Below are 23,234 nucleotides of genomic sequence, written 5' to 3'. Positions count from 1 at the left end.
GGATATCCCCTAAGTTGAAAGCCGGTGAGGCAAAAACAAGCGGCCATTGTAGCGGCCAGACGCCCACTTATCCACATGCAGGTTGCGCACAGGCCATGAATTATCAACGCGTTAACCGCCAAAAAGGCGACCAATGGTATGTGCATAAGCTCTGTGGATAACCACCCATGAGGGCACTGGACAAGTGGGGGCGAAACTCGGTGGATAACCTGCCTGTGGATAAATGCCCCTTTCACACACAGCTTATCCGACAGTGCAGCACAGGCTGCCCCCTGTTTTCCACTGTAGTTGTCATTCTCTGTACAGCACGAGATAGAAGGGCTAAAGGTAGTTATCCACAGATGATCACGTCCCTAGCTTTTATAAGCTTTACAGAAAAGCTTTAAATAACTTCCTTCTTTATTTCTATATCTAGCGAAGACCTGCGGACGAGAAAACGCCTGCAGATCTATTTATAAGGAAACGCTGGTTGGAAATTGACCTAGAGGCTTGCTTTCTCTAGAATCCCCGGTCTCTTAAAACGGGGGCCATTCCGGCCCGTTGTGGACGAACCAGGTAACACGACAATGAAACGTACTTTCCAACCAAGCACTATCAAACGCGCTCGTACCCACGGTTTCCGTGCTCGCATGGCTACCAAGAACGGTCGCGCCGTCCTGTCGCGTCGTCGCGCCAAAGGTCGTGCGCGTCTGGCAGTTTGATAATCCGGCACTGGAGGTGAGTCAGGACTTCAGTCGGGAAAAGCGTCTGCTTACTCCCCGGCATTTCAAGGCAGTCTTTGACTCCCCTACCGGCAAGGTTCCGGGGAAAAATCTCCTGCTCCTTGCGCGCAACAACGATCTCGATCACCCCCGTCTCGGGCTGGTAATCGGGAAAAAGAGCGTAAAGCTCTCCGTCGAGCGCAATCGCCTCAAACGTCTGATGCGCGAATCGTTTCGCCTGAACCAGGATTCACTGGTCGGATGGGACATCGTTATCGTCGCGCGCAAAGGTTTGGGTGACGTAGAAAACCCCGAATTGATTCAGCATTTCGGCAAGCTCTGGAAGCGTCTGGCACGTAGCAAGCCGGTACCAGAAGTCAAAACCGAAACTGTAGGGGTAGACAGTCCCGATGCGTAAACTGGCACTCGTTCCGATCCAGTTTTATCGCTATGCCATTAGTCCCCTGATGGCCAGTCACTGTCGTTTCTACCCCAGTTGTTCCTGCTACGCGTATGAAGCCATAGAAAATCATGGCCTTCTGCGCGGTGGCTGGCTGACCTTTCGTCGTTTAGGTCGCTGTCATCCGTGGAATCCCGGTGGTTATGACCCGGTTCCACCTATCCCTACCTCCCGTTCTTCTTCGATGGCCGAGTAATCATGGATATCAAACGCACGATCCTGATCGTCGCCCTGGCAATCGTGTCCTACGTTATGGTTCTTAAATGGAACCAGGACTATGGCCAGGCTGCCCTGCCGACTCAGAATGTTGCTTCCAGTACTACCGCACCGGGCCTACCGGACACGGCGACTGGCAATAATGCTTCTGTCAGTGACGACATTCCACGCGCCGTAAGTGATACCAGTGCAACTGCACCTGCTGAAACACCAGTAGCTGTAAGCAAAGACCTCATCCAGATCAAAACGGATGTGCTCAACCTGGCTGTCGATCCACAAGGTGGCGATGTCGCCCAGCTGACGCTGCCGCTGTATCCACGTCGCCAGGACCATCCGGAAATTCCATTCCAGCTGTTCGATAATGGCAACGAGCGGACTTATCTGGCCCAGAGCGGTTTGATCGGTACCGACGGTCCGGACGCAAGTCCAGCCGGTCGCCCGGTTTACTCCTCGGAGAAGAAGATTTACCAGTTGGCTGACGGTCAGGACCAATTGGTCGTGGACCTCAAGTTCAGCAAGGACGGCGTCAACTACATCAAGCGTTTCACCGTGAAACGTGGCCTGTATGACGTAACCGTTTCCTACCTGATCGACAACGAAAGCGCCAAGCCTTGGTCGGGTGCGATGTTCGCCCAGCTGAAGCGTGACGCCAGCTCCGATCCTTCTTCCAGCACTGCCACCGGCACAGCGACTTACCTGGGCGCCGCCCTGTGGACAAGTAACGAGCCGTACAAGAAAGTGTCGATGGGTGACATGGACAAGGCCTCGCTGAAAGAAACAGTTCAAGGTGGCTGGGTCGCCTGGTTGCAGCACTACTTCGTGACCGCGTGGATTCCGGCCAAGGGCGAAAACAACGTCGTCCAGACCCGTAAAGACAGCAAAGGCAACTACATCATCGGCTACACCGCTCCGGCAGTGACCGTTGCACCAGGTGCAAAAGCTGAAGTCAGCGCTGTTCTGTACGCCGGTCCAAAAAGCCAGGCCGTGCTGAAAGAGTTGTCCCCAGGTCTGGAATTGACCGTCGACTACGGCATTTTGTGGTTCATTGCCCAGCCAATCTTCTGGCTGCTGCAACATATCCACGCGCTGATCGGTAACTGGGGCTGGTCGATCATCTTCCTGACCATGCTGATCAAGGGGATTTTCTTCCCGCTGTCGGCTGCCAGCTACAAATCCATGGCGCGCATGCGTGCAGTGGCACCGAAACTGGCTGCGCTGAAAGAGCAACATGGCGATGACCGGCAGAAAATGTCGCAGGCCATGATGGAGCTGTACAAGAAAGAGAAGATCAATCCGTTGGGTGGTTGCTTGCCAATCCTCGTGCAGATGCCGGTTTTCCTTTCGCTGTACTGGGTTCTGCTGGAAAGCGTTGAAATGCGCCAAGCGCCGTTCATGCTGTGGATTACTGACCTGTCGATCAAGGATCCGTTCTTCATTCTGCCGATCATCATGGGTGCAACCATGTTCATCCAGCAGCAGCTGAACCCGACTCCTCCGGACCCGATGCAGGCCAAGGTGATGAAGTTGATGCCAATCATCTTCACCTTCTTCTTCCTGTGGTTCCCGGCAGGTCTGGTGCTGTACTGGGTAGTGAACAACTGCCTGTCGATCGCCCAACAGTGGTACATCACTCGTAAAGTCGAAGCAGCTACTAAAGCAGCTGCCTGATTTACACTGTGGATAACCACTCAAAACGCCCCCTAGTGGGGCGTTTTGCTATCTGTCACTTTTGTCTGGATAACGGTTTATGAGCGTTCCTCGTGAAACCATCGCCGCCGTCGCCACCGCTCAAGGTCGCGGCGGTGTGGGCATCGTCCGTATTTCCGGGCCGCTGGCGAGTGTTGCGGCCAAGGCCTTCAGCGGTCGTGAACTCAAGCCGCGATTCGCCCACTACGGCCCGTTCCTCAGTGAAAACGATGAGGTGCTGGATCAAGGTATCGCCCTGTATTTTCCCGGCCCGAACTCATTCACCGGTGAAGATGTGCTGGAACTACAGGGCCATGGCGGTCCTATAGTTCTGGATATGCTGCTCAAGCGTTGCCTGGAACTGGGCTGTCGGTTGGCCCGGCCGGGTGAGTTCAGCGAGCGCGCGTTCCTCAATGACAAACTCGACCTGGCTCAGGCCGAGGCCATCGCTGATTTGATCGAGGCGAGTTCTGCACAGGCTGCACGAAATGCCCTGCGTTCCTTGCAGGGCGCATTCTCCGAGCGTGTGCATAACCTCACCGAGCAATTGATTGGCCTGCGCATCTATGTCGAAGCGGCGATCGACTTCCCTGAAGAAGAAATCGACTTCCTCGCCGATGGTCACGTACTGAGCATGCTCGACAAAGTGCGTGACGAGTTATCCACCGTACTACGAGAAGCCGGGCAGGGTGCCTTGCTGCGTGACGGTATGACCGTGGTGATCGCCGGCCGGCCGAATGCTGGTAAATCCAGCCTGCTGAACGCCTTGGCCGGACGAGAAGCCGCGATCGTGACTGAGATTGCCGGCACCACCCGGGATATTCTTCGCGAACATATCCACATCGATGGCATGCCGTTGCACGTGGTCGACACTGCGGGTCTGCGGGATACCGATGACCAGGTGGAAAAAATCGGCGTCGAGCGGGCGTTGAAAGCCATCGGCGAGGCAGATCGGGTGCTGTTGGTCGTTGACGCGACGGCTCCTGAGGCACTTGATCCGTTCGCGTTATGGCCGGAGTTCCTCGAAACCCGTCCGGATCCAGCCAAAGTCACGCTGATTCGTAACAAGGCCGACCTGACGGGTGAAGCAATTGCCCTGGAAGTCAGTGAAGATGGCCATGTCACGATCAGCCTCAGTGCAAAATCCGCCGGAATGGGGCTGGAACTGCTACGCGAACATCTGAAGGCTTGCATGGGCTATGAGCAGACCTCGGAAAGCAGCTTCAGTGCACGCAGGCGTCACCTTGATGCGTTGCGACACGCCAGCGCATCCCTTGAACATGGCCGTGCGCAGTTGACCCTGGCGGGTGCTGGCGAGCTGCTAGCTGAAGATTTGCGCCAGGCTCAGCACTCTTTGGGAGAGATCACCGGCGCATTCAGCTCGGATGACCTGCTGGGACGCATTTTTTCCAGCTTCTGCATCGGTAAATAGTCCTTCCGATATTCACAGACAGGCCGTTCGCGCCTGTCTGTTCCCTCCCTTGTCTTAAATTTCCTCCAGTGCCGAGCAGATTCTTTCTGCTTGAGCGGATTTCCGTGTGCGGGATTTGGCCGATCCGCACTTTTCTGTGGATTAAGCCCTGTGTGTAACTGCCACTAAGGGCAGTTGATAACAGGGCCTGAAAACTGAAGATAACCGCCCCTGTGGATAACCATCCCTTTCATCCACAGGCTTAAACCGGTTATCCAAGGGCCTCCTTGGTACATGACCACAGGGTTTTGAATCTCTGTACATATTGAATATAAAGGCCTGCATGGATCTATCCACAGAAAATGGCCTCAGTAGAAATAAACATAAAAACAAAGATTTAATAAATTTCTCTCTTTTTAATTTCTATAACCCCGACTTCTCCACAGCTGGTTAAATTTTGTGCAAAGGGTTCTTTAGGAAGAGCGAAGTCCCTATACTTGCCGACCAGGTCCAGAAACCTGATCTCAAACTATTCCTGATTACCTAACTGAAGCAGGCACGAGGTGCGTGGTGGATTTCCCTTCCCGTTTTGAAGTGATCGTCATCGGCGGCGGTCATGCCGGTACCGAGGCAGCACTGGCCTCAGCACGTATGGGTGCAAAAACCCTGTTGCTGACGCATAACGTGGAAACCCTCGGTGCCATGAGTTGCAACCCCGCCATTGGCGGAATCGGTAAAAGCCATCTGGTGAAAGAAATCGACGCCCTCGGCGGCGCGATGGCCATGGCTACCGACAAAGGTGGTATTCAATTTCGCGTGTTGAACAGTCGCAAAGGTCCGGCCGTACGTGCCACTCGTGCTCAGGCAGACCGAGTTCTGTACAAGGCGGCTGTCCGCGAAGCATTGGAAAACCAGCCGAACCTGTGGATATTTCAACAAGCCGCTGATGACCTGATCGTCGAACAGGAACAAGTGCGCGGTGTTGTTACCCAGATGGGTCTGCGTTTCTTCGCCGATTCCGTGGTGTTGACCACTGGCACGTTCCTCGGTGGACTTATCCACATCGGTTTGCAGAATTATTCCGGTGGTCGCGCCGGCGATCCGCCGTCAATTGCCCTGGCTCATCGACTACGTGAATTGCCACTGCGGGTCGGTCGCCTGAAAACCGGTACACCACCGCGTATCGACGGTCGTTCTGTTGATTTTTCGGTGATGACCGAGCAAGCAGGCGATACACCGATCCCGGTGATGTCGTTCATGGGTTCCAAAGAGCAACACCCGAAACAGGTGAGCTGCTGGATTACCCATACCAACGCCCGCACCCACGAAATCATTGCCGCGAACCTCGATCGTTCGCCGATGTATTCCGATGCGGGGTTGATCGAAGGCATCGGCCCGCGGTATTGCCCGTCGATCGAAGACAAGATCCACCGCTTTGCCGACAAGGAAAGCCACCAGGTCTTCATCGAGCCGGAAGGTTTGACTACACACGAGCTTTATCCGAACGGGATATCCACATCCTTGCCGTTCGACGTGCAATTGCAGATCGTGCAATCGATCCGCGGCATGGAAAACGCGCACATTGTTCGTCCCGGCTACGCCATCGAATACGACTACTTCGACCCGCGTGACCTGAAGTACAGCCTCGAAACCAAAGTCATCGGCGGTCTGTTTTTTGCCGGGCAAATCAACGGCACCACCGGTTACGAAGAAGCCGGCGCCCAGGGTTTGCTGGCCGGGGCCAACGCTGCGCTGCGTGCACAGGGCAAAGATGCCTGGTGCCCGCGCCGCGACGAGGCGTATATCGGGGTGTTGGTCGACGACCTGATTACTCTCGGAACTCAAGAGCCGTACCGGATGTTCACGTCCCGTGCCGAATACCGCCTGATCCTGCGTGAAGACAACGCCGACCTGCGACTGACCGAAAAAGGTCGCGAGCTGGGTCTGGTGGATGACGCGCGTTGGGCGGCTTTCTGCAAGAAACGCGAAAGCATCGACCTCGAAGAGCAGCGCCTGAAAAGTACCTGGGTCCGCCCGGGCACTGAGCAGGGCGATGCGATTTCCGAGAAGTTCGGTACGCCGCTGACCCACGAATACAATTTGCTCAACCTGCTGAGCCGTCCGGAAATCGACTACGCTGGTCTGATCGCCGTGACCGGTGGGGGCGCGGAAGATCCACAAGTCGCCGAGCAGGTCGAAATCAAGACCAAATACGCCGGCTACATCGATCGCCAACAGGATGAAATCGCTCGTCTGCGGGCCAGCGAAGATACAAAACTGCCTGTGGATATCGATTACACAAACATTTCCGGTCTCTCCAAAGAGATCCAGAGCAAGCTCGGCGCGACCCGTCCAGAAACCTTGGGCCAGGCGTCACGTATCCCGGGCGTCACGCCGGCAGCGATTTCGCTGTTGATGATTCATTTGAAAAAACGCGGCGCGGGCCGTCAGTTGGAGCAAAGCGCTTGAGTTCGTTGGTCACCTCGCAACATGCCGAAGAGTTATCCACAGGTGCTCGCCAGCTCGGTGTCACGCTGACAGAAGCCCAGCACGCGCAGCTGCTGGGCTACCTGGCCCTGTTGATCAAATGGAACAAGGCTTACAACCTGACCGCCGTGCGCGATCCGGACGAAATGGTCTCCCGTCATCTGCTCGATAGTTTGAGCGTGATGTCGTTTGTCGAGAACGGTCGATGGCTGGACGTTGGCAGCGGCGGCGGCATGCCGGGTATTCCGTTGGCCATCCTGTTCCCAGAGTCGCAAGTGACCTGTCTGGACAGCAACGGCAAGAAAACCCGCTTCCTGACCCAGGTCAAACTCGAACTCAAACTGGATAACCTGCAAGTTATCCACAGCCGCGTCGAAGCTTTCCAGCCTGCCCAACCATTCAACGGGATCATCTCCCGGGCGTTCAGCAGCATGGAAAACTTCAGCAACTGGACTCGCCACTTGGGCGATGCCGATACACGCTGGCTGGCAATGAAGGGCGTTCATCCGGCTGATGAGCTGGTAGCATTGCCGGCAGACTTCCACCTCGATAGCGAACACGCCCTGGCCGTACCTGGTTGCCAAGGCCAACGCCATCTGCTGATACTGCGCCGCACGGCATGATTGGGAACACAAGCAAGAATGGCTAAGGTATTCGCGATAGCGAACCAGAAAGGTGGTGTGGGTAAAACCACCACCTGCATCAACCTCGCAGCTTCCCTGGTCGCTACCAAGCGCCGGGTGCTGTTGATCGATCTCGATCCACAGGGCAACGCCACCATGGGTAGCGGTGTGGATAAACACGGGCTGGAAAACTCGGTCTACGACCTGCTGATCGGCGAGTGCGACCTGGCTCAGGCCATGCACTACTCCGAGCACGGCGGTTACCAGCTGTTGCCGGCCAACCGTGACTTGACCGCGGCCGAAGTGGTTCTGCTGGAAATGCAGATGAAGGAAAGTCGCCTGCGCAGTGCGTTGGCGCCCATCCGTGAAAACTACGATTACATTTTGATCGACTGCCCGCCGTCGTTGTCGATGCTGACGCTGAACGCGTTGGTCGCGGCTGATGGGGTGATTATCCCCATGCAGTGCGAGTACTTCGCGCTCGAAGGCTTGAGCGACCTTGTGGATAACATCAAGCGCATCGCTGAATTGCTCAACCCGAATCTGAAGGTCGAAGGCCTGTTGCGGACCATGTATGACCCGCGCCTGAGCCTGATGAACGATGTGTCGGCGCAGCTCAAGGAACACTTCGGCGAGCAACTGTACGACACCGTCATCCCGCGCAACATCCGTCTGGCCGAAGCACCCAGCTATGGGATGCCGGCGCTGGCCTACGACAAAGCATCGCGTGGCGCTATCGCCTATCTGGCGTTGGCCGGCGAGCTTGTTCGTCGTCAACGTAAAAACTCACGCACCGCCGCCGCTCAGGCAACTTAAGGAATCCCCATGGCCGTCAAGAAACGAGGTCTCGGACGTGGACTGGATGCACTGCTGAGTGGTCCGACTGTCAGCTCGCTGGAAGAACAAGCGGTGCAGGCCGATCAGCGTGAGCTGCAGCACCTGCCCCTGGACCTGATCCAGCGCGGCAAGTACCAGCCGCGTCGGGACATGGATCCTCAGGCGCTGGAAGAACTGGCGCAGTCGATCAAGGCCCAGGGCGTGATGCAGCCGATCGTGGTGCGTCCGATCGGCAGCGGTCGTTTTGAAATCATCGCCGGTGAACGCCGCTGGCGCGCCAGCCAGCAGGCTGGCCAGGAAACCATCCCGGCGATGGTTCGCGATGTGCCGGATGAAACCGCGATCGCCATGGCGCTGATCGAGAACATCCAGCGCGAAGACCTCAATCCCATCGAAGAAGCCGTGGCCTTGCAGCGTTTGCAGCAGGAATTCCACCTGACTCAGCAACAAGTGGCCGAAGCCGTAGGCAAATCCCGCGTGACCGTGGCCAACCTGCTACGCTTGATCGCGTTGCCGGAAGTTATCAAAACCATGCTGTCGCACGGCGACCTGGAAATGGGTCATGCCCGTGCTTTGCTCGGTTTGCCGGAGAATCAACAGGTTGAAGGGGCGCGACATGTTGTCGCACGGGGGCTGACTGTGCGCCAGACCGAGGCACTGGTTCGCCAGTGGTTGAGTGGCAAACAGGAGCCTGCTGAACCGGTTAAACAGGACCCTGATATTGCCCGACTCGAGCAGCGTCTGGCTGAACGCCTAGGCTCTGCGGTGCAGATCCGCCACGGAAAGAAGGGGAAAGGGCAGTTGGTTATTGGTTACAACTCCCTCGATGAGCTTCAAGGTGTGCTCGCGCACATTCGTTGAAACATTTCCTCATGTAGCGTGCAGTCGGAAATCACTACCTGACAGTTGAATAGGGGCAGAACCGCCCCTATACTCTGCGCGCATTTTGTCGGCACAAATTATGCCAAGTAACTGAATTCTGGCAGCCGATCATTGGGGAGCAAAAACGATGGAGAGCCGCACGCCAAACCGCTTGCCGTTCCATCGCCTGGCAGTTTTTCCGGTCTTACTGGCTCAATTTGTCGTTTTGGTACTGGCCGCTTTGGCGCTCTGGTACTGGCATGGAGTCGTAGCCGGGTACTCAGGACTTTGCGGAGGCCTGATAGCCTTGCTGCCCAATGTTTATTTCGCTCACAGGGCATTTCGGTTTTCCGGCGCCCGAGCAGCCCAAGCCATCGTCCGGTCTTTTTATGCCGGTGAGGCGGGGAAACTGATTTTGACGGCAGTGCTCTTTGCATTGACGTTCGCAGGTGTGAAGCCATTGGCGCCGCTAGCTGTATTCGGCGTCTTCGTGTTGACCCAACTGGTCAGCTGGTTCGCGCCCCTGCTGATGAGAACAAGACTTTCGAGACCTTAGGGCGTTTGAGGCAACCATGGCAGAAACAACCGCTTCGGGCTATATCCAGCACCACTTGCAGAACCTGACCTTCGGTCAGCACCCAACTGGCGGGTGGGGTTTTGCCCACACCGCAGCAGAAGCCAAAGAAATGGGTTTCTGGGCTTTCCACGTCGATACTCTCGGCTGGTCGGTCGCGTTGGGTCTGATCTTCGTTCTTCTTTTCCGCATGGCGGCGAAGAAGGCGACTTCCGGTCAGCCTGGTGCTTTGCAGAACTTCGTTGAAGTATTGGTCGAATTCGTCGATGGCAGCGTGAAAGACAGCTTCCATGGCCGTAGCCCGGTGATTGCACCGTTGGCACTGACCATCTTCGTCTGGGTCTTCCTGATGAACGCCGTCGACCTGATCCCGGTCGACTGGATTCCTCAGCTGGCCATCCTGATCACCGGTGATGCGCACATTCCGTTCCGTGCCGTATCGACCACTGACCCGAACGCTACCCTGGGCATGGCCCTGTCGGTGTTCGCGTTGATCATTTTCTACAGCATCAAGGTCAAGGGCATCGGCGGCTTCATCGGCGAACTGACCCTGCACCCGTTTGGCAGCAAGAACATTTTCCTGCAAGCGCTGCTGATCCCGGTGAACTTCCTGCTGGAATTCGTCACCCTGATCGCCAAGCCAATCTCTCTGGCACTGCGTCTGTTCGGCAACATGTATGCCGGCGAGCTGGTCTTCATTCTGATTGCTGTGATGTTCGGCAGCGGTCTGCTCTGGCTTAGCGGCCTGGGCGTAGTTCTGCAGTGGGCGTGGGCTGTGTTCCACATCCTGATCATTACCCTGCAGGCGTTTATCTTCATGATGCTGACCATCGTTTACCTGTCGATGGCGCACGAAGAGAACCATTAAGACCAGTCTCGACTAGTCTGATGTCCCACCCGGTCAAACGGGTGGGTGCCCGAACAGGGCTATGAAACGATTTGTTTTACCGCTTTAAAATCTAAAAAACCTAAACCATACGACGTAAAAGTCGGGAGGAAAGATGGAAACTGTAGTTGGTCTAACCGCTATCGCTGTTGCACTGTTGATCGGCCTGGGCGCACTGGGTACCGCAATTGGTTTCGGCCTGTTGGGCGGCAAGTTCCTGGAAGGCGCAGCGCGTCAGCCAGAAATGGTTCCAATGCTGCAAGTTAAAATGTTCATCGTTGCCGGTCTGCTCGACGCCGTAACCATGATCGGTGTTGGTATCGCTCTGTTCTTCACTTTCGCGAACCCATTCGTTGGTCAACTCGCTGGCTAATTACTCGAACCTTCGAGTAATTGGTGTGATGTGCAACGAACGAGCGAGGTGTTGGCGTGAACATTAATGCAACCCTGATTGGCCAGTCCGTTGCGTTCTTCATTTTTGTACTGTTTTGCATGAAGTTCGTGTGGCCTCCGGTCATCGCGGCTTTGCACGAACGTCAGAAGAAGATCGCGGATGGACTGGACGCTGCCGCCCGAGCAGCTCGCGACCTGGAGCTGGCCCAAGATAAAGCGGGTCAGCAACTGCGCGAAGCAAAAGCTCAGGCAGCCGAAATCATTGAGCAAGCCAAGAAACGCGGTAACCAGATTGTTGAAGAGGCTGTTGAAAAAGCCCGTATCGACGCTGACCGTGTGAAGGTTCAGGCTCAGGCCGAGATCGAGCAGGAACTGAACAGTGTCAAAGATGCGCTGCGTGCCCAACTGGGTAGCCTGGCAGTCTCTGGCGCCGAGAAGATCCTGGGTTCCACAATCGATCAAAACGCGCACGCGGAGCTGGTAAACAAACTGGCTGCTGAAATTTAAGCGAGGGCGATCATGGCAGAATTGACCACGTTGGCCCGACCTTACGCTAAGGCAGCCTTCGAGCACGCCCAGGCCCACCAGCAACTGGCCTCTTGGTCAGCCATGCTCGGCCTGGCTGCAGCAGTGTCGCAAGACGACACCATGCAGCGCGTGCTCAAGGCCCCGCGACTGACGAGCGCAGACAAGGCCACCACGTTTATTGACGTGTGTGGCGACAAGTTCGATGCCAAGGCACAGAATTTCATTCACGTCGTTGCCGAAAACGACCGTCTCCCGCTTCTGCCGGAGATCGCCGCTCTGTTCGACCTGTACAAGGCTGAACAAGAGAAATCGGTAGATGTGGACGTCACCAGTGCTTTTGCATTGAACCAAGAACAGCAAGACAAACTCGCCAAGGTTCTCAGTGCACGACTCAACCGGGAAGTGCGCCTGCAAGTCGAGGAAGACAAATCCCTTATTGGGGGCATTGTCATCCGCGCCGGCGACCTGGTTATCGATGGCTCGGTTCGCGGTAAACTCGCGAGCCTTGCCGAAGCATTGAAATCTTGAGTTTGAAGGGGCAGCAGAGCAATGCAGCAACTCAATCCTTCCGAAATAAGTGAAATTATCAAGGGCCGCATCGACAAGCTCGATGTGACCTCCCAAGCCCGTAACGAAGGCACTGTCGTCAGCGTATCTGACGGTATCGTGCGGATTCACGGTCTGGCCGACGTCATGTACGGCGAGATGATCGAGTTTCCGGGCGGCGTCTTCGGTATGGCTCTCAACCTGGAGCAAGACTCCGTAGGTGCCGTTGTTTTGGGCTCCTACCAGTCTCTGGCTGAAGGCATGAGCGCCAAGTGCACCGGCCGCATCCTCGAAGTTCCGGTTGGTAAGGAACTGCTGGGTCGCGTAGTCGACGCACTGGGTAACCCAGTTGACGGCAAAGGTCCGCTGAACAACACCGAGACCGATGCGGTCGAGAAAGTTGCTCCAGGCGTGATCTGGCGTAAGTCGGTAGACCAGCCTGTACAGACTGGCTACAAGGCTGTCGATGCCATGATCCCTGTCGGCCGTGGCCAGCGTGAGCTGATCATCGGTGACCGTCAGATCGGTAAAACCGCTCTGGCGATCGACGCGATCATCAACCAGAAAGACAGCGGCATTTTCTGCGTCTACGTAGCGATCGGTCAGAAACAATCGACCATCGCCAACGTGGTTCGCAAGCTGGAAGAAAACGGCGCACTGGCTAACACCATCGTCGTGGCGGCGAGCGCTTCGGAATCTGCAGCACTGCAATTCCTGGCACCGTACTCCGGTTGCACCATGGGTGAGTTCTTCCGCGACCGCGGTGAAGACGCGCTGATCGTTTATGACGATCTGTCCAAGCAAGCAGTGGCTTACCGCCAGATTTCCCTGCTGCTGCGCCGTCCACCAGGCCGTGAAGCTTATCCAGGCGACGTGTTCTATCTCCACTCCCGTCTGCTGGAGCGCGCATCCCGCGTTTCGGAAGAATACGTAGAGAAGTTCACCAACGGCGCAGTGACCGGCAAAACCGGTTCCCTGACCGCACTGCCGATCATCGAAACCCAGGCTGGCGACGTTTCCGCGTTCGTTCCGACCAACGTGATTTCCATCACCGACGGTCAGATCTTCCTGGAATCGGCCATGTTCAACTCCGGGATCCGTCCTGCTGTGAACGCCGGTGTTTCGGTATCCCGTGTGGGTGGTGCCGCTCAGACCAAGATCATCAAGAAGCTCTCCGGTGGTATCCGTACCGCTCTGGCTCAGTACCGTGAACTGGCGGCATTTGCCCAGTTCGCTTCTGACCTGGACGAAGCGACCCGTAAGCAACTTGAGCATGGTCAGCGCGTTACCGAGCTGATGAAGCAGAAGCAATACGCACCAATGTCGATCGCTGACATGGCGCTGTCGCTGTATGCCGCTGAGCGTGGGTTCCTGACTGACGTCGAAATCACCAAGATCGGCAGCTTTGAACAAGCGCTGATTGCTTTCTTCAACCGCGATCACGCCGATTTGATGGCGAAGATCAACGTGAAGGGTGACTTCAATGACGAAATCGACGCTGGCTTGAAAGCCGGTATCGAGAAGTTCAAGGCCACCCAAACCTGGTAAGCCGCAGCGGGAGCCGCAAGGCTCCCGCTTGCTAACCTGATAGGTGTTACATGGCAGGCGCAAAAGAGATTCGCAGTAAGATTGCGAGCATCAAAAGCACGCAAAAGATTACCAGCGCCATGGAAAAAGTGGCGGTCAGTAAAATGCGCAAGGCACAAATGCGCATGGCTGCTAGCCGTCCTTATGCGGAGCGCATCCGCCAGGTTATTGGCCATCTGGCCAACGCCAACCCGGAATATCGCCACCCGTTCATGCTCGACCGTGAAGTAAAGCGCGTCGGTTATGTCGTGGTAAGCAGTGACCGTGGTCTGTGTGGTGGCTTGAACACCAACCTGTTCAAGGCTTTGGTCAAGGACATGGCGGTAAACCGCGAAAACGGCGTCGAGATTGATCTGTGTGTTATTGGTAGCAAGGGTGCGGCTTTCTTCCGCAACTTCGGCGGTAACGTCGTAGCAGCTATCAGCCACCTGGGTGAAGAGCCATCGATCAATGATCTGATCGGCAGCGTCAAGGTGATGCTGGATGCCTACCTCGATGGTCGTATCGACCGTCTGAGCGTTGTGTCCAACAAGTTCATCAACACCATGACGCAATCGCCTACCGTGGAGCAATTGATTCCACTGGTGGCAACCCCGGATCAGGAACTCAAGCACCACTGGGATTATCTGTACGAACCGGACGCCAAAGAGCTGCTTGACGGCTTGATGGTCCGTTACGTGGAGTCGCAGGTCTACCAGGCGGTGGTCGAGAACAACGCGGCTGAACAAGCTGCGCGGATGATCGCGATGAAGAACGCTACCGACAACGCCGGTGATTTGATCAGCGATTTGCAGCTGGTCTACAACAAGGCGCGTCAGGCTGCGATCACCCAAGAGATCTCGGAAATCGTCGGCGGCGCTGCCGCGGTTTAACGGTTCAAATATTCAGAGGATCCAGCTATGAGTAGCGGACGTATCGTTCAAATCATCGGCGCCGTTATCGACGTGGAATTTCCACGCGACAGCGTACCGAGCATCTACAACGCGCTGAAAGTAGTGAGCGCGGCTGAAACCACCCTCGAAGTTCAGCAACAGCTGGGCGACGGCGTGGTTCGTACCATTGCGATGGGTTCCACCGAAGGCTTGAAGCGCGGTCTGGAAGTCACCGACTCTGGCGCTGCCATCTCCGTACCTGTCGGTAAAGCGACTCTGGGCCGGATCATGGACGTACTGGGCAACCCGATCGACGAAGCGGGTCCGATCGACACCGAAGAGCGCTGGGGCATTCACCGTCCTGCGCCAACCTTCGCTGAACAAGCGGGCGGCAACGACCTGCTGGAAACCGGCATCAAGGTTATCGACCTGGTTTGCCCGTTCGCCAAGGGCGGTAAAGTCGGTCTGTTCGGTGGTGCCGGTGTAGGCAAAACCGTAAACATGATGGAACTGATCCGTAACATCGCCATCGAGCACAGCGGTTATTCCGTGTTCGCCGGTGTGGGTGAGCGTACTCGTGAGGGTAACGACTTCTACCACGAGATGAAGGATTCCAACGTTCTGGACAAAGTGGCACTGGTTTACGGTCAGATGAACGAGCCGCCGGGTAACCGTCTGCGCGTAGCACTGACTGGCCTGACCATGGCCGAGAAGTTCCGTGACGAAGGTAACGACGTTCTGCTGTTCGTCGACAACATCTATCGTTACACCCTGGCCGGTACTGAAGTATCCGCACTGCTGGGCCGTATGCCTTCCGCAGTAGGTTACCAGCCGACCCTGGCCGAAGAGATGGGTACTCTGCAAGAGCGTATCACTTCGACCAAGAACGGTTCGATCACCTCGATCCAGGCGGTATACGTACCGGCGGATGACTTGACTGACCCGTCGCCAGCGACCACCTTCGCCCACTTGGACGCCACCGTCGTACTGTCCCGTGACATCGCTTCCCTGGGTATCTACCCAGCGGTCGATCCACTCGACTCGACTTCGCGCCAGCTGGACCCGAACGTAATCGGCCAGGACCACTACGACACCGCTCGCGGCGTACAGTATGTTCTGCAACGTTACAAAGAACTGAAGGACATCATTGCGATCCTGGGTATGGACGAGCTGTCGGAAGCCGACAAGCAGTTGGTAAACCGTGCTCGTAAGATCCAGCGTTTCTTGTCGCAGCCGTTCTTCGTGGCTGAAGTCTTCACCGGTGCCTCGGGTAAATACGTTTCCCTGAAAGACACCATTGCTGGCTTCAAAGGCATCCTCAACGGTGACTACGACCACCTGCCAGAACAAGCGTTCTACATGGTCGGCGGCATCGAAGAAGCGATCGAGAAAGCCAAGAAACTGTAATCCCGGCGCCCGGCAACGGGCGCTAATTTAGGTTGAGGCAATCAGATGGCTATGACAGTCCATTGCGATATCGTCAGCGCGGAAGGGCAAATCTTTTCCGGTCTGGTCGAGATGGTGGTTGCGCACGGTGCACTGGGTGATCTTGGTATCGCCCTGGGTCACGCGCCGCTGATCACTAATCTCAAGCCGGGCCCGATCCGCCTGATCAAGCAGGGCGGGGAAGAGGAGGTGTATTACATCTCCGGTGGTTTCCTCGAGGTTCAGCCGAACATGGTCAAGGTTCTTGCCGACACCGTGCAACGTGCTGCCGACCTGGATGAAGCCTCCGCTCAGGAAGCCGTTAAGGCTGCCGAGAAGGCCTTGCATGAGCGGGGCGCGGAATTCGATTACGGTTCTGCTGCCGCACGTCTGGCCGAGGCCGCAGCTCAGCTGCGCACCGTCCAGCAGATCCGCAAGAAGTTTGGCCACTAATAGGCCATTGCTTGTTGCGAGATTGATTAAAAAGGGTAGCCTCGGCTACCCTTTTTTCTTTTCCGATTTTCATAACCTGGTCGCAGCCGCTGACCACCCAGGATTGGTAGCCAGTCATGTCTCTTGAAATCGTTATCCTCGCTGCCGGTCAAGGCACTCGCATGCGTTCGGCGTTGCCGAAAGTTCTGCACCCGATTGCCGGCAACTCGATGCTTGGCCATGTTATCCACAGCGCCCGGCAACTTGATCCACAGCGCATCCACGTGGTGATTGGCCATGGCGCCGAAGCGGTGCGCGAGCGTCTGGCGGCGGACGATCTGAATTTCGTCTTGCAGGACAAACAGCTGGGTACCGGTCATGCGGTGGCTCAGGCCGTGCCGTTCATCGAGTCCGACACCGTACTGATCCTGTACGGTGACGTGCCGTTGATTGAGGTAGAAACCCTGCAACGTCTGCTCAAGAAAGTGGCACCGCAGCAATTGGGCTTGCTCACCGTCGAGCTGGATGACCCGGCCGGTTACGGCCGAATCGTCCGCGATGCCGCCGGCAAGGTCACGGCCATCGTCGAGCAGAAAGACGCCAATGAGTCCGAGCGCGCAATCACTGAAGGCAACACCGGCATTCTGGCGCTGCCTTTCGCGCAACTCGGCGGCTGGATGAGCCGTCTCTCCAACAACAATGCCCAGGGCGAGTACTACCTGACGGACGTGATCGCGATGGCGGTCAGCGATGGTCTGGTGGTGGCCACCGAGCAACCCCATGAAGCCATGGAAGTGCAGGGCGCCAACGATCGCAAGCAGCTCGCCGAACTCGAGCGTCACTATCAAATGCGCGCCGGTCGCCGCTTGATGGCTCAAGGCGTGACCCTGCGTGACCCGGCGCGTTTCGATGTACGCGGTGAAGTCACCGTCGGCCGCGACGTGCTGATCGATATCAACGTGATCCTCGAAGGCAAGGTCGTCATTGAAGATGACGTGGTGATTGGCCCGAACTGTGTGATCAAGGACAGCACCTTGCGCAAAGGCGTGGTGATCAAGGCCAACAGCCATATCGAAGGCGCGATTCTGGGCGAAGGCAGCGATGCCGGTCCATTCGCACGGCTGCGTCCGGGGACGGTGCTTGAGGCTCGCGCGCATGTGGGTAACTTTGTCGAGCTGAAAAACGCCCACATGGGCGAAGGCGCCAAGGCCGGTCACCTGGCTTACCTGGGTGATGCCGAGATTGGCGCGCGCACCAACATTGGCGCGGGCACTATCACTTGCAACTACGACGGCGCCAACAAGTGGAAAACTGTATTGGGTGAAGATGTGTTCATCGGTTCCAACAACTCGTTGGTGGCGCCTGTGGATATCTCTTCTGGTGCGACCACAGCGGCCGGTTCGACCATTACCCAGAATGTGGATAACGCACAGTTGGCGGTGGGTCGGGCACGTCAGAAGAACATTGATGGCTGGAAACGGCCGGTGAAGCTTAAAAAGAGCTGAGTTATCCCCAATGATTTGATCAGGTTTGAGATATTCACAGCCTGATTTATCGTATTCGCGAGCAAGCCCGCTCCCACACTGGGTCTATGTCGAACACAAAGGCAGTGTTCACAAACGATCTAATGTGGGAGCGGGCTTGCTCGCGAATGGGTTATCCACAGAATTTTTTTCGTGCACCGGCTTGACGAAGTTTCGCCGATAGGTTTTGATTGCTTCCGTTATCTTTCGAATCGAAACTTGTCAGCTCATGTCGAAACGCAATACACCCCAACGCCGCCACAACATTCTCGCCTTGCTCAATGAACAGGGCGAAGTCAGTGTGGATGAGCTGGCCAAGCGCTTCGAAACTTCGGAAGTTACGGTTCGCAAGGATTTGGCCGCGCTTGAAAGTAATGGTCTGCTGCTGCGCCGTTATGGCGGAGCGATCACCATGCCACAGGAGCTGGTCGCCGACATCGGCCAACCGGTTTCCAAATACAAGCAAGCCATCGCCCGCGCAGCTGTTACGCGGATTCGCGAACATGCGCGGATCATCATCGACAGCGGCAGCACCACTGCCGCGATGATCCCGGAACTCGGCCAGCAGCCGGGCCTTGTAGTGATGACCAACTCCCTGCACGTGGCCAATGCGTTAAGCGAACTCGAACACGAACCGGTGCTGTTGATGACCGGTGGCACCTGGGACCCGCATTCCGAGTCCTTCCAAGGCCAGGTCGCCGAGCAGGTACTACGCTCTTACGACTTTGACCAGTTGTTCATCGGTGCCGATGGCATCGACCTGGTTCGCGGTACCACCACCTTCAACGAATTACTGGGGCTGAGCCGGGTCATGGCTGACGTCGCCCGTGAAGTGATCGTGATGGTGGAGGCCGACAAGATCGGCCGCAAGATTCCCAACCTGGAGCTGCCCTGGAGCAGCGTCCATACCCTCATTACCGATGAACGCCTGCCACTAGCGGCACGCGATCAGATTCAGGCCCGCGGCATCAATTTGATTTGCGCGGCTGTCAGTCAGGAGAAATAGCATGTGTGGAATTGTCGGCGCAGTCGCAGAACGTAACATCACCGCCATCCTGCTCGAAGGCCTCAAGCGCCTGGAATACCGTGGCTACGACAGCGCCGGTGTGGCGGTTTTCACCAACGACGAAAAGCTCGAGCGCATGCGTCGTCCGGGCAAGGTCAGCGAGCTGGAAATCGCCCTTGAAGCGGAACCGCTGGTCGGTCGCTTGGGCATCGCCCACACCCGTTGGGCCACTCACGGTGCGCCGTGCGAGCGCAACGCGCACCCGCATTTCTCCGGCGATCTGGCCGTGGTGCACAACGGCATCATCGAGAACCACGAAGCCCTGCGTGAACAGCTGAAAGCTCTGGGTTACGTGTTCACCTCGGACACCGACACCGAAGTCATCGCCCACCTGCTGAACCACAAACTCAAAGATCTGTGCGATCTGACCGTGGCCCTCAAAGCCACCGTTAAAGAGTTGCACGGTGCTTATGGTCTGGCCGTTATCAGTGCCGATCAGCCGGATCGTCTGGTGGCAGCGCGTAGCGGCAGCCCGTTGGTGATCGGTCTGGGCCTGGGTGAAAACTTCCTCGCTTCCGACCAGTTGGCCCTGCGTCAGGTCACCGACCGTTTCATGTACCTGGAAGAAGGCGATATCGCCGAAATTCGCCGTGACAGCGTGCACATCTGGGACGTGAACGGCCAAGCCGTCGAGCGTGAAACCGTGCAGTACCGCGACGGCGCCGAAGCGGCCGACAAGGGTGAATTCCGCCACTTCATGCTCAAGGAAATCCATGAGCAACCGTCCGTGGTTCAACGCACCCTCGAAGGTCGTCTGAGCCCGAACGGTGTCCTGGTGCAGGCTTTCGGTCCACAGGCTGCCGAGCTGTTCGCCAAAGTGCGCAACGTACAGATCGTCGCCTGCGGCACCAGCTACCACGCCGGCATGGTTGCCCGTTACTGGCTCGAAGAACTGGCCGGTATCCCGTGCCAGGTCGAAGTCGCCAGCGAATTCCGCTACCGCAAAGTCGTGGTGCAGCCGAACACCCTGTTCGTCACCATCTCCCAGTCCGGCGAAACCGCCGACACCCTGGCCGCCCTGCGCAACGCCAAGGAACTGGGTTTCCTCGCCAGCCTGGCGATCTGCAACGTTGGCATCAGCTCGCTGGTGCGTGAATCCGACCTGACCCTGTTGACCCAGGCCGGTCGCGAAATCGGCGTGGCCTCGACCAAAGCGTTCACCACGCAATTGGTCGGCCTACTGTTGCTGACCCTGTCCCTGGGTCAAGTTCGCGGTACCTTGGCCAAAGGCGTCGAAGCCACCCTGGTTGAAGAACTGCGTCGTCTGCCAACCCGTCTGGGCGAAGCCTTGGCCATGGACAGCACCGTGGAGAAAATCGCCGAGCTGTTCGCCGAGAAGAACCACACCCTGTTCCTCGGTCGCGGCGCGCAGTTCCCAGTGGCAATGGAAGGTGCCCTGAAACTCAAGGAAATCTCCTACATCCACGCCGAAGCCTACCCGGCCGGCGAACTGAAGCATGGCCCCTTGGCGCTTGTGGATAACGACATGCCCGTGGTCACCGTGGCGCCGAACAACGAACTGCTGGAGAAGCTGAAGTCCAACCTCCAGGAAGTCCGCGCCCGTGGCGGCCAGCTGGTTGTCTTCGCAGACGAAAAAGCCGGCATGACCAACGGCGAAGGCACCCACGTTGTCCACATGCCGCACATCCACGACATCCTGTCGCCGATCCTCTACACCATCCCGCTGCAGTTGCTGTCGTATTACGTGGCGGTGTTGAAAGGCACGGACGTTGACCAGCCGCGGAATCTGGCTAAGTCGGTGACGGTGGAATAAGTTATCCACAGGTGATCAAACTATTGGTCTTCAGGATTAAAAACTGTCTCTAGGTATTAAAAACTGTCTCGTTTTGGAGTCTCTCGGGGCTCCAAACGACGTCATTGCTTCTGGCCATCCCTGCTTTGCAGAATTCCGAGACGCTCGCCCTTGCTTCTGACCATTCTGCCCAACGAGTCCTTGCGCTCCTTTTTGGAGCGGCATATCTATCTGAATTCGCAAGCCCCATCTGCAATCCCTCTCATGAAAATCTCGCGCTTCTACATGAGGGCATCAGCAATCCGCGTAATCGCTGGGGCTATAGGCAGCGACAACTGTTACGGTTTTAATCGTCTCCTGCACGACCATACCAGCTACCCTCAACTTGCAACTTTCAGACAAGCTTTCCAAGTAGGTTATTCAGGAAGCACGTATCTATCGAGTACAACAAGGTTTGAAACCGAAGATATACGACCTGCCTTCTGCATTGCGTGCGTCAAAGAAGATATTGAATCGATAGGATTTGCGTACTGGAGGAGAGATCATCGCTACGTGAATGTGTGCGCCAAGCATAATGTCGTTTTACTAAGAAAATGCCCAGTTTGTAAAAAGAGCATTGAAGTACACGACCATGGATATGGCTATTCCCTTTTATGGAAAGGATGTAAAGGGCGTCACGTCTATGAATTCCGTGAGACAATAAATAGCGATGCCAGCGAGCAAACCTATTCAAAGATATACGAAGAAATAGGGCAATCAAGATTTTATCTTTTACGTGATGAACTAATTCAACACCTTAAAGAAAAGGCCACAGACATGGCATCTAGTGAAGAAATTTCAGAAGAAGAATTGGAAGCAGTTGAGGCTCGCCTAGAGTTCTTCAGGTTCTCTATTCCGAGAATTGATTCAGATTACAGGCCAGATCACCGTTATAGCCAACAATTGATACAAGTCGTAGCAACCATGTATGGGAGCTTCGGGTCGTTGGTGGATGATATTCGTCAAAGAGGTGGCTTAGTGAAATGCACGGATGATTCGATGCACGTAGTACGTGAATATAAGCCATTGAATTTTTAATCTTAATCGACCTTTGGATCAAAGATTTCATTGAATGCATCCAATAAACTCTCGTCCGTTGGCTTTTCAATGCTGGTACGCTTAGGACGTTTAGTGCTTGGGGGGCTTGCGTCTGAGCCAAGCTTAAGATTTTTGTGTGTTTCCCGCTCAGTCGCGGTCAGTGCGCCCTCGAATACAGCTTGAGCCGCACGGTTGTCACGATCTTTCCTAGCAAACTGAATTACATTGGATCGAATTGGTATACCGAATGGGCAGCGTAGATCTAGGCGACTGGCCTTATTTTTCTGAATAGCTTGGCGCTCCAGTTCCTCCACGTCATCTCGATGAGAAAAGTAGGAGCTTGAAATGTAAGCTCGGTGCACATCTTCAAGACCTATCCACATGCGGTTTGAGTTCCGAGCTTCTAAGTAAGAAAGCTTTAAAAGCTGCACTGCGAGCCGTTTGATTCCAAAACTGCCGCGATAGACTTCTTTTGCCAAGTCCTCGACGTTAGCACGAATTCGCCCGTTGCTGGCAGCTATGCATTCGCTTATGTAATCGGACCAAGGCTTGGAGTCTGGTTCATCTGGAAGCATCACTCTTGGCTCTGATAAGAGGCGCTGTCTATCTTCGCTGTTACGTCTAAGAAGTTTATGGATCAGACTATAATTCGATACGAAAACCATTGGTATATTCAGGCCAGACATAGTTAGGAGTAGATCCGTTACCTTGGCGGCACCTTGTCCGGTATTCACGTGCTGCATTTCTTCCAGTACTGCCAGCGATATACCGTTCTGATTAGCGCGCTGTTGGCATCTGTGTAGCAGGATTGCAACGTTTTCTCGTGTCGAGCCCTCATGGCCCAGGAAATTCATTAGAAGTTGCTTACCAGACGCTTTGCCGCGAGCGCTAGCGTACCAGTGAGAGTAAACGGCATGCGGCTGCTGATAATGACCAACTTCTATTTCAACTGGGCCGGGCATGACGCGTCGCAACGCATTGATAGTTTCAGTTTTTCCTACGCCTGCTAAGCCGGTTAGACAGATGGGAAATACCTCACCAGACTGTGGGTAGTACATTCTATTGACATAACTTCTTTCTGTGTCAAAGTTCTTGGCTGAGTGAGCGGCTGCTCTGCCCACCACCTCTGCAATGAATTCAAGGGTAAATTTATTGGGAACGAAAATTTCCTTTAGTACGCCGCCAAACAGTTCTGCTGCCAAATTAGGTTCAATGCTGTCTAGTTCGCTAACAGGTTCTGGTCGGATTGTAATCTTCTCGCGAAGATAATCCATATTCGTCAAACCATTG

23 protein-coding genes are annotated in these 23,234 nt (G+C 55.8%); 22 read left to right on the top strand and 1 reads right to left on the bottom strand.

Annotated elements, in window-relative coordinates; all coding sequences use genetic code 11:
• Nucleotides 1-566: 566 nt before the first annotated feature.
• The 22 genes from rpmH (at nucleotide 567) to ACA051_RS29850 (ending at nucleotide 21,944) form a co-directional block, all read left to right on the top strand.
• Entirely contained in the window at nucleotides 567-701 is a 135-nt protein-coding gene (rpmH, locus tag ACA051_RS29955; protein ID WP_003213577.1) for a 50S ribosomal protein L34, read from the top strand.
• Between the two features lie 16 nt (nucleotides 702-717).
• Complete coding sequence (gene rnpA / locus ACA051_RS29950) at nucleotides 718-1,119, top strand: ribonuclease P protein component (protein WP_497310686.1); 402 nt, start codon at nucleotides 718-720, stop codon at nucleotides 1,117-1,119.
• Nucleotides 1,112-1,357: a membrane protein insertion efficiency factor YidD gene (yidD, locus tag ACA051_RS29945; RefSeq protein WP_010465488.1), complete on the top strand. Its 246-nt coding sequence runs from the start codon at nucleotides 1,112-1,114 to the stop codon at nucleotides 1,355-1,357. The genes rnpA and yidD overlap by 8 nt, the downstream gene beginning before the upstream one ends.
• A gap of 2 nt (nucleotides 1,358-1,359) precedes the next feature.
• Nucleotides 1,360-3,045 carry a membrane protein insertase YidC gene (gene yidC / locus ACA051_RS29940; protein WP_497306677.1) on the top strand — a complete coding sequence of 562 codons (1,686 nt, stop codon included), beginning with the start codon at nucleotides 1,360-1,362 and terminating at the stop codon, nucleotides 3,043-3,045.
• Between the two features lie 79 nt (nucleotides 3,046-3,124).
• Nucleotides 3,125-4,495 carry a tRNA uridine-5-carboxymethylaminomethyl(34) synthesis GTPase MnmE gene (gene mnmE / locus ACA051_RS29935; RefSeq protein WP_497306675.1) on the top strand — a complete coding sequence of 457 codons (1,371 nt, stop codon included), beginning with the start codon at nucleotides 3,125-3,127 and terminating at the stop codon, nucleotides 4,493-4,495.
• Nucleotides 4,496-5,044: 549 nt separating this feature from the next.
• Entirely contained in the window at nucleotides 5,045-6,943 is a 1,899-nt protein-coding gene (gene mnmG, locus ACA051_RS29930; protein ID WP_077748851.1) for a tRNA uridine-5-carboxymethylaminomethyl(34) synthesis enzyme MnmG, read from the top strand.
• The gene (gene rsmG, locus ACA051_RS29925; protein ID WP_102594524.1) at nucleotides 6,940-7,584 is read left to right on the top strand and encodes a 16S rRNA (guanine(527)-N(7))-methyltransferase RsmG; all 645 of its coding nucleotides are present in this window, start codon (nucleotides 6,940-6,942) and stop codon (nucleotides 7,582-7,584) included. The genes mnmG and rsmG overlap by 4 nt, the downstream gene beginning before the upstream one ends.
• Nucleotides 7,585-7,602: 18 nt before the next feature.
• Nucleotides 7,603-8,400 carry a ParA family protein gene (locus ACA051_RS29920; protein ID WP_090177596.1) on the top strand — a complete coding sequence of 266 codons (798 nt, stop codon included), beginning with the start codon at nucleotides 7,603-7,605 and terminating at the stop codon, nucleotides 8,398-8,400.
• A 9-nt stretch (nucleotides 8,401-8,409) separates the two neighbouring features.
• Nucleotides 8,410-9,282 carry a ParB/RepB/Spo0J family partition protein gene (locus ACA051_RS29915; protein ID WP_497372999.1) on the top strand — a complete coding sequence of 291 codons (873 nt, stop codon included), beginning with the start codon at nucleotides 8,410-8,412 and terminating at the stop codon, nucleotides 9,280-9,282.
• Between the two features lie 148 nt (nucleotides 9,283-9,430).
• Complete coding sequence (locus ACA051_RS29910; RefSeq protein ID WP_007948092.1) at nucleotides 9,431-9,838, top strand: F0F1 ATP synthase subunit I; 408 nt, start codon at nucleotides 9,431-9,433, stop codon at nucleotides 9,836-9,838.
• Between the two features lie 16 nt (nucleotides 9,839-9,854).
• A complete protein-coding gene (gene atpB / locus ACA051_RS29905; RefSeq protein WP_162437614.1) occupies nucleotides 9,855-10,724 on the top strand; it encodes a F0F1 ATP synthase subunit A in 870 nt (289 codons plus the stop codon).
• A 133-nt stretch (nucleotides 10,725-10,857) separates the two neighbouring features.
• Nucleotides 10,858-11,115, top strand: coding sequence for a F0F1 ATP synthase subunit C (atpE, locus tag ACA051_RS29900; protein WP_002555987.1), 258 nt, complete (start codon nucleotides 10,858-10,860; stop codon nucleotides 11,113-11,115).
• A 56-nt stretch (nucleotides 11,116-11,171) separates the two neighbouring features.
• A complete protein-coding gene (locus tag ACA051_RS29895; protein WP_007948090.1) occupies nucleotides 11,172-11,642 on the top strand; it encodes a F0F1 ATP synthase subunit B in 471 nt (156 codons plus the stop codon).
• A 12-nt stretch (nucleotides 11,643-11,654) separates the two neighbouring features.
• Nucleotides 11,655-12,191, top strand: a complete 537-nt coding sequence (locus ACA051_RS29890) for a F0F1 ATP synthase subunit delta (RefSeq protein ID WP_497306671.1) — start codon at nucleotides 11,655-11,657, stop codon at nucleotides 12,189-12,191.
• Between the two features lie 21 nt (nucleotides 12,192-12,212).
• Nucleotides 12,213-13,757 carry a F0F1 ATP synthase subunit alpha gene (gene atpA, locus ACA051_RS29885; protein ID WP_497372997.1) on the top strand — a complete coding sequence of 515 codons (1,545 nt, stop codon included), beginning with the start codon at nucleotides 12,213-12,215 and terminating at the stop codon, nucleotides 13,755-13,757.
• A 50-nt stretch (nucleotides 13,758-13,807) separates the two neighbouring features.
• Complete coding sequence (gene atpG, locus ACA051_RS29880; RefSeq protein WP_497306669.1) at nucleotides 13,808-14,668, top strand: F0F1 ATP synthase subunit gamma; 861 nt, start codon at nucleotides 13,808-13,810, stop codon at nucleotides 14,666-14,668.
• A 27-nt stretch (nucleotides 14,669-14,695) separates the two neighbouring features.
• Complete coding sequence (atpD, locus tag ACA051_RS29875; RefSeq protein ID WP_008155715.1) at nucleotides 14,696-16,075, top strand: F0F1 ATP synthase subunit beta; 1,380 nt, start codon at nucleotides 14,696-14,698, stop codon at nucleotides 16,073-16,075.
• 45 nt (nucleotides 16,076-16,120) lie between these two features.
• Nucleotides 16,121-16,546 carry a F0F1 ATP synthase subunit epsilon gene (locus tag ACA051_RS29870; protein ID WP_497306667.1) on the top strand — a complete coding sequence of 142 codons (426 nt, stop codon included), beginning with the start codon at nucleotides 16,121-16,123 and terminating at the stop codon, nucleotides 16,544-16,546.
• A gap of 116 nt (nucleotides 16,547-16,662) precedes the next feature.
• Nucleotides 16,663-18,030 carry a bifunctional UDP-N-acetylglucosamine diphosphorylase/glucosamine-1-phosphate N-acetyltransferase GlmU gene (glmU, locus tag ACA051_RS29865; protein WP_497306665.1) on the top strand — a complete coding sequence of 456 codons (1,368 nt, stop codon included), beginning with the start codon at nucleotides 16,663-16,665 and terminating at the stop codon, nucleotides 18,028-18,030.
• A gap of 247 nt (nucleotides 18,031-18,277) precedes the next feature.
• Complete coding sequence (locus ACA051_RS29860; protein WP_010465456.1) at nucleotides 18,278-19,054, top strand: DeoR/GlpR family DNA-binding transcription regulator; 777 nt, start codon at nucleotides 18,278-18,280, stop codon at nucleotides 19,052-19,054.
• 1 nt (nucleotide 19,055) lies between these two features.
• Complete coding sequence (gene glmS, locus ACA051_RS29855) at nucleotides 19,056-20,888, top strand: glutamine--fructose-6-phosphate transaminase (isomerizing) (RefSeq protein ID WP_497372995.1); 1,833 nt, start codon at nucleotides 19,056-19,058, stop codon at nucleotides 20,886-20,888.
• A 150-nt stretch (nucleotides 20,889-21,038) separates the two neighbouring features.
• Nucleotides 21,039-21,944: a TniQ family protein gene (locus ACA051_RS29850; RefSeq protein ID WP_497372993.1), complete on the top strand. Its 906-nt coding sequence runs from the start codon at nucleotides 21,039-21,041 to the stop codon at nucleotides 21,942-21,944.
• A gap of 2 nt (nucleotides 21,945-21,946) precedes the next feature.
• On the opposite strand, the gene ACA051_RS29845 is transcribed toward ACA051_RS29850, so the two are convergent.
• Nucleotides 21,947-23,218 carry an AAA family ATPase gene (locus ACA051_RS29845; protein ID WP_497372991.1) on the bottom strand — a complete coding sequence of 424 codons (1,272 nt, stop codon included), beginning with the start codon at nucleotides 23,216-23,218 and terminating at the stop codon, nucleotides 21,947-21,949.
• Nucleotides 23,219-23,234 lie beyond the last annotated feature (16 nt).

The organism is Pseudomonas sp. LBUM1669 (assembly GCF_059695705.1).
This window is presented reverse-complemented; position numbering and strand designations above follow the sequence as displayed.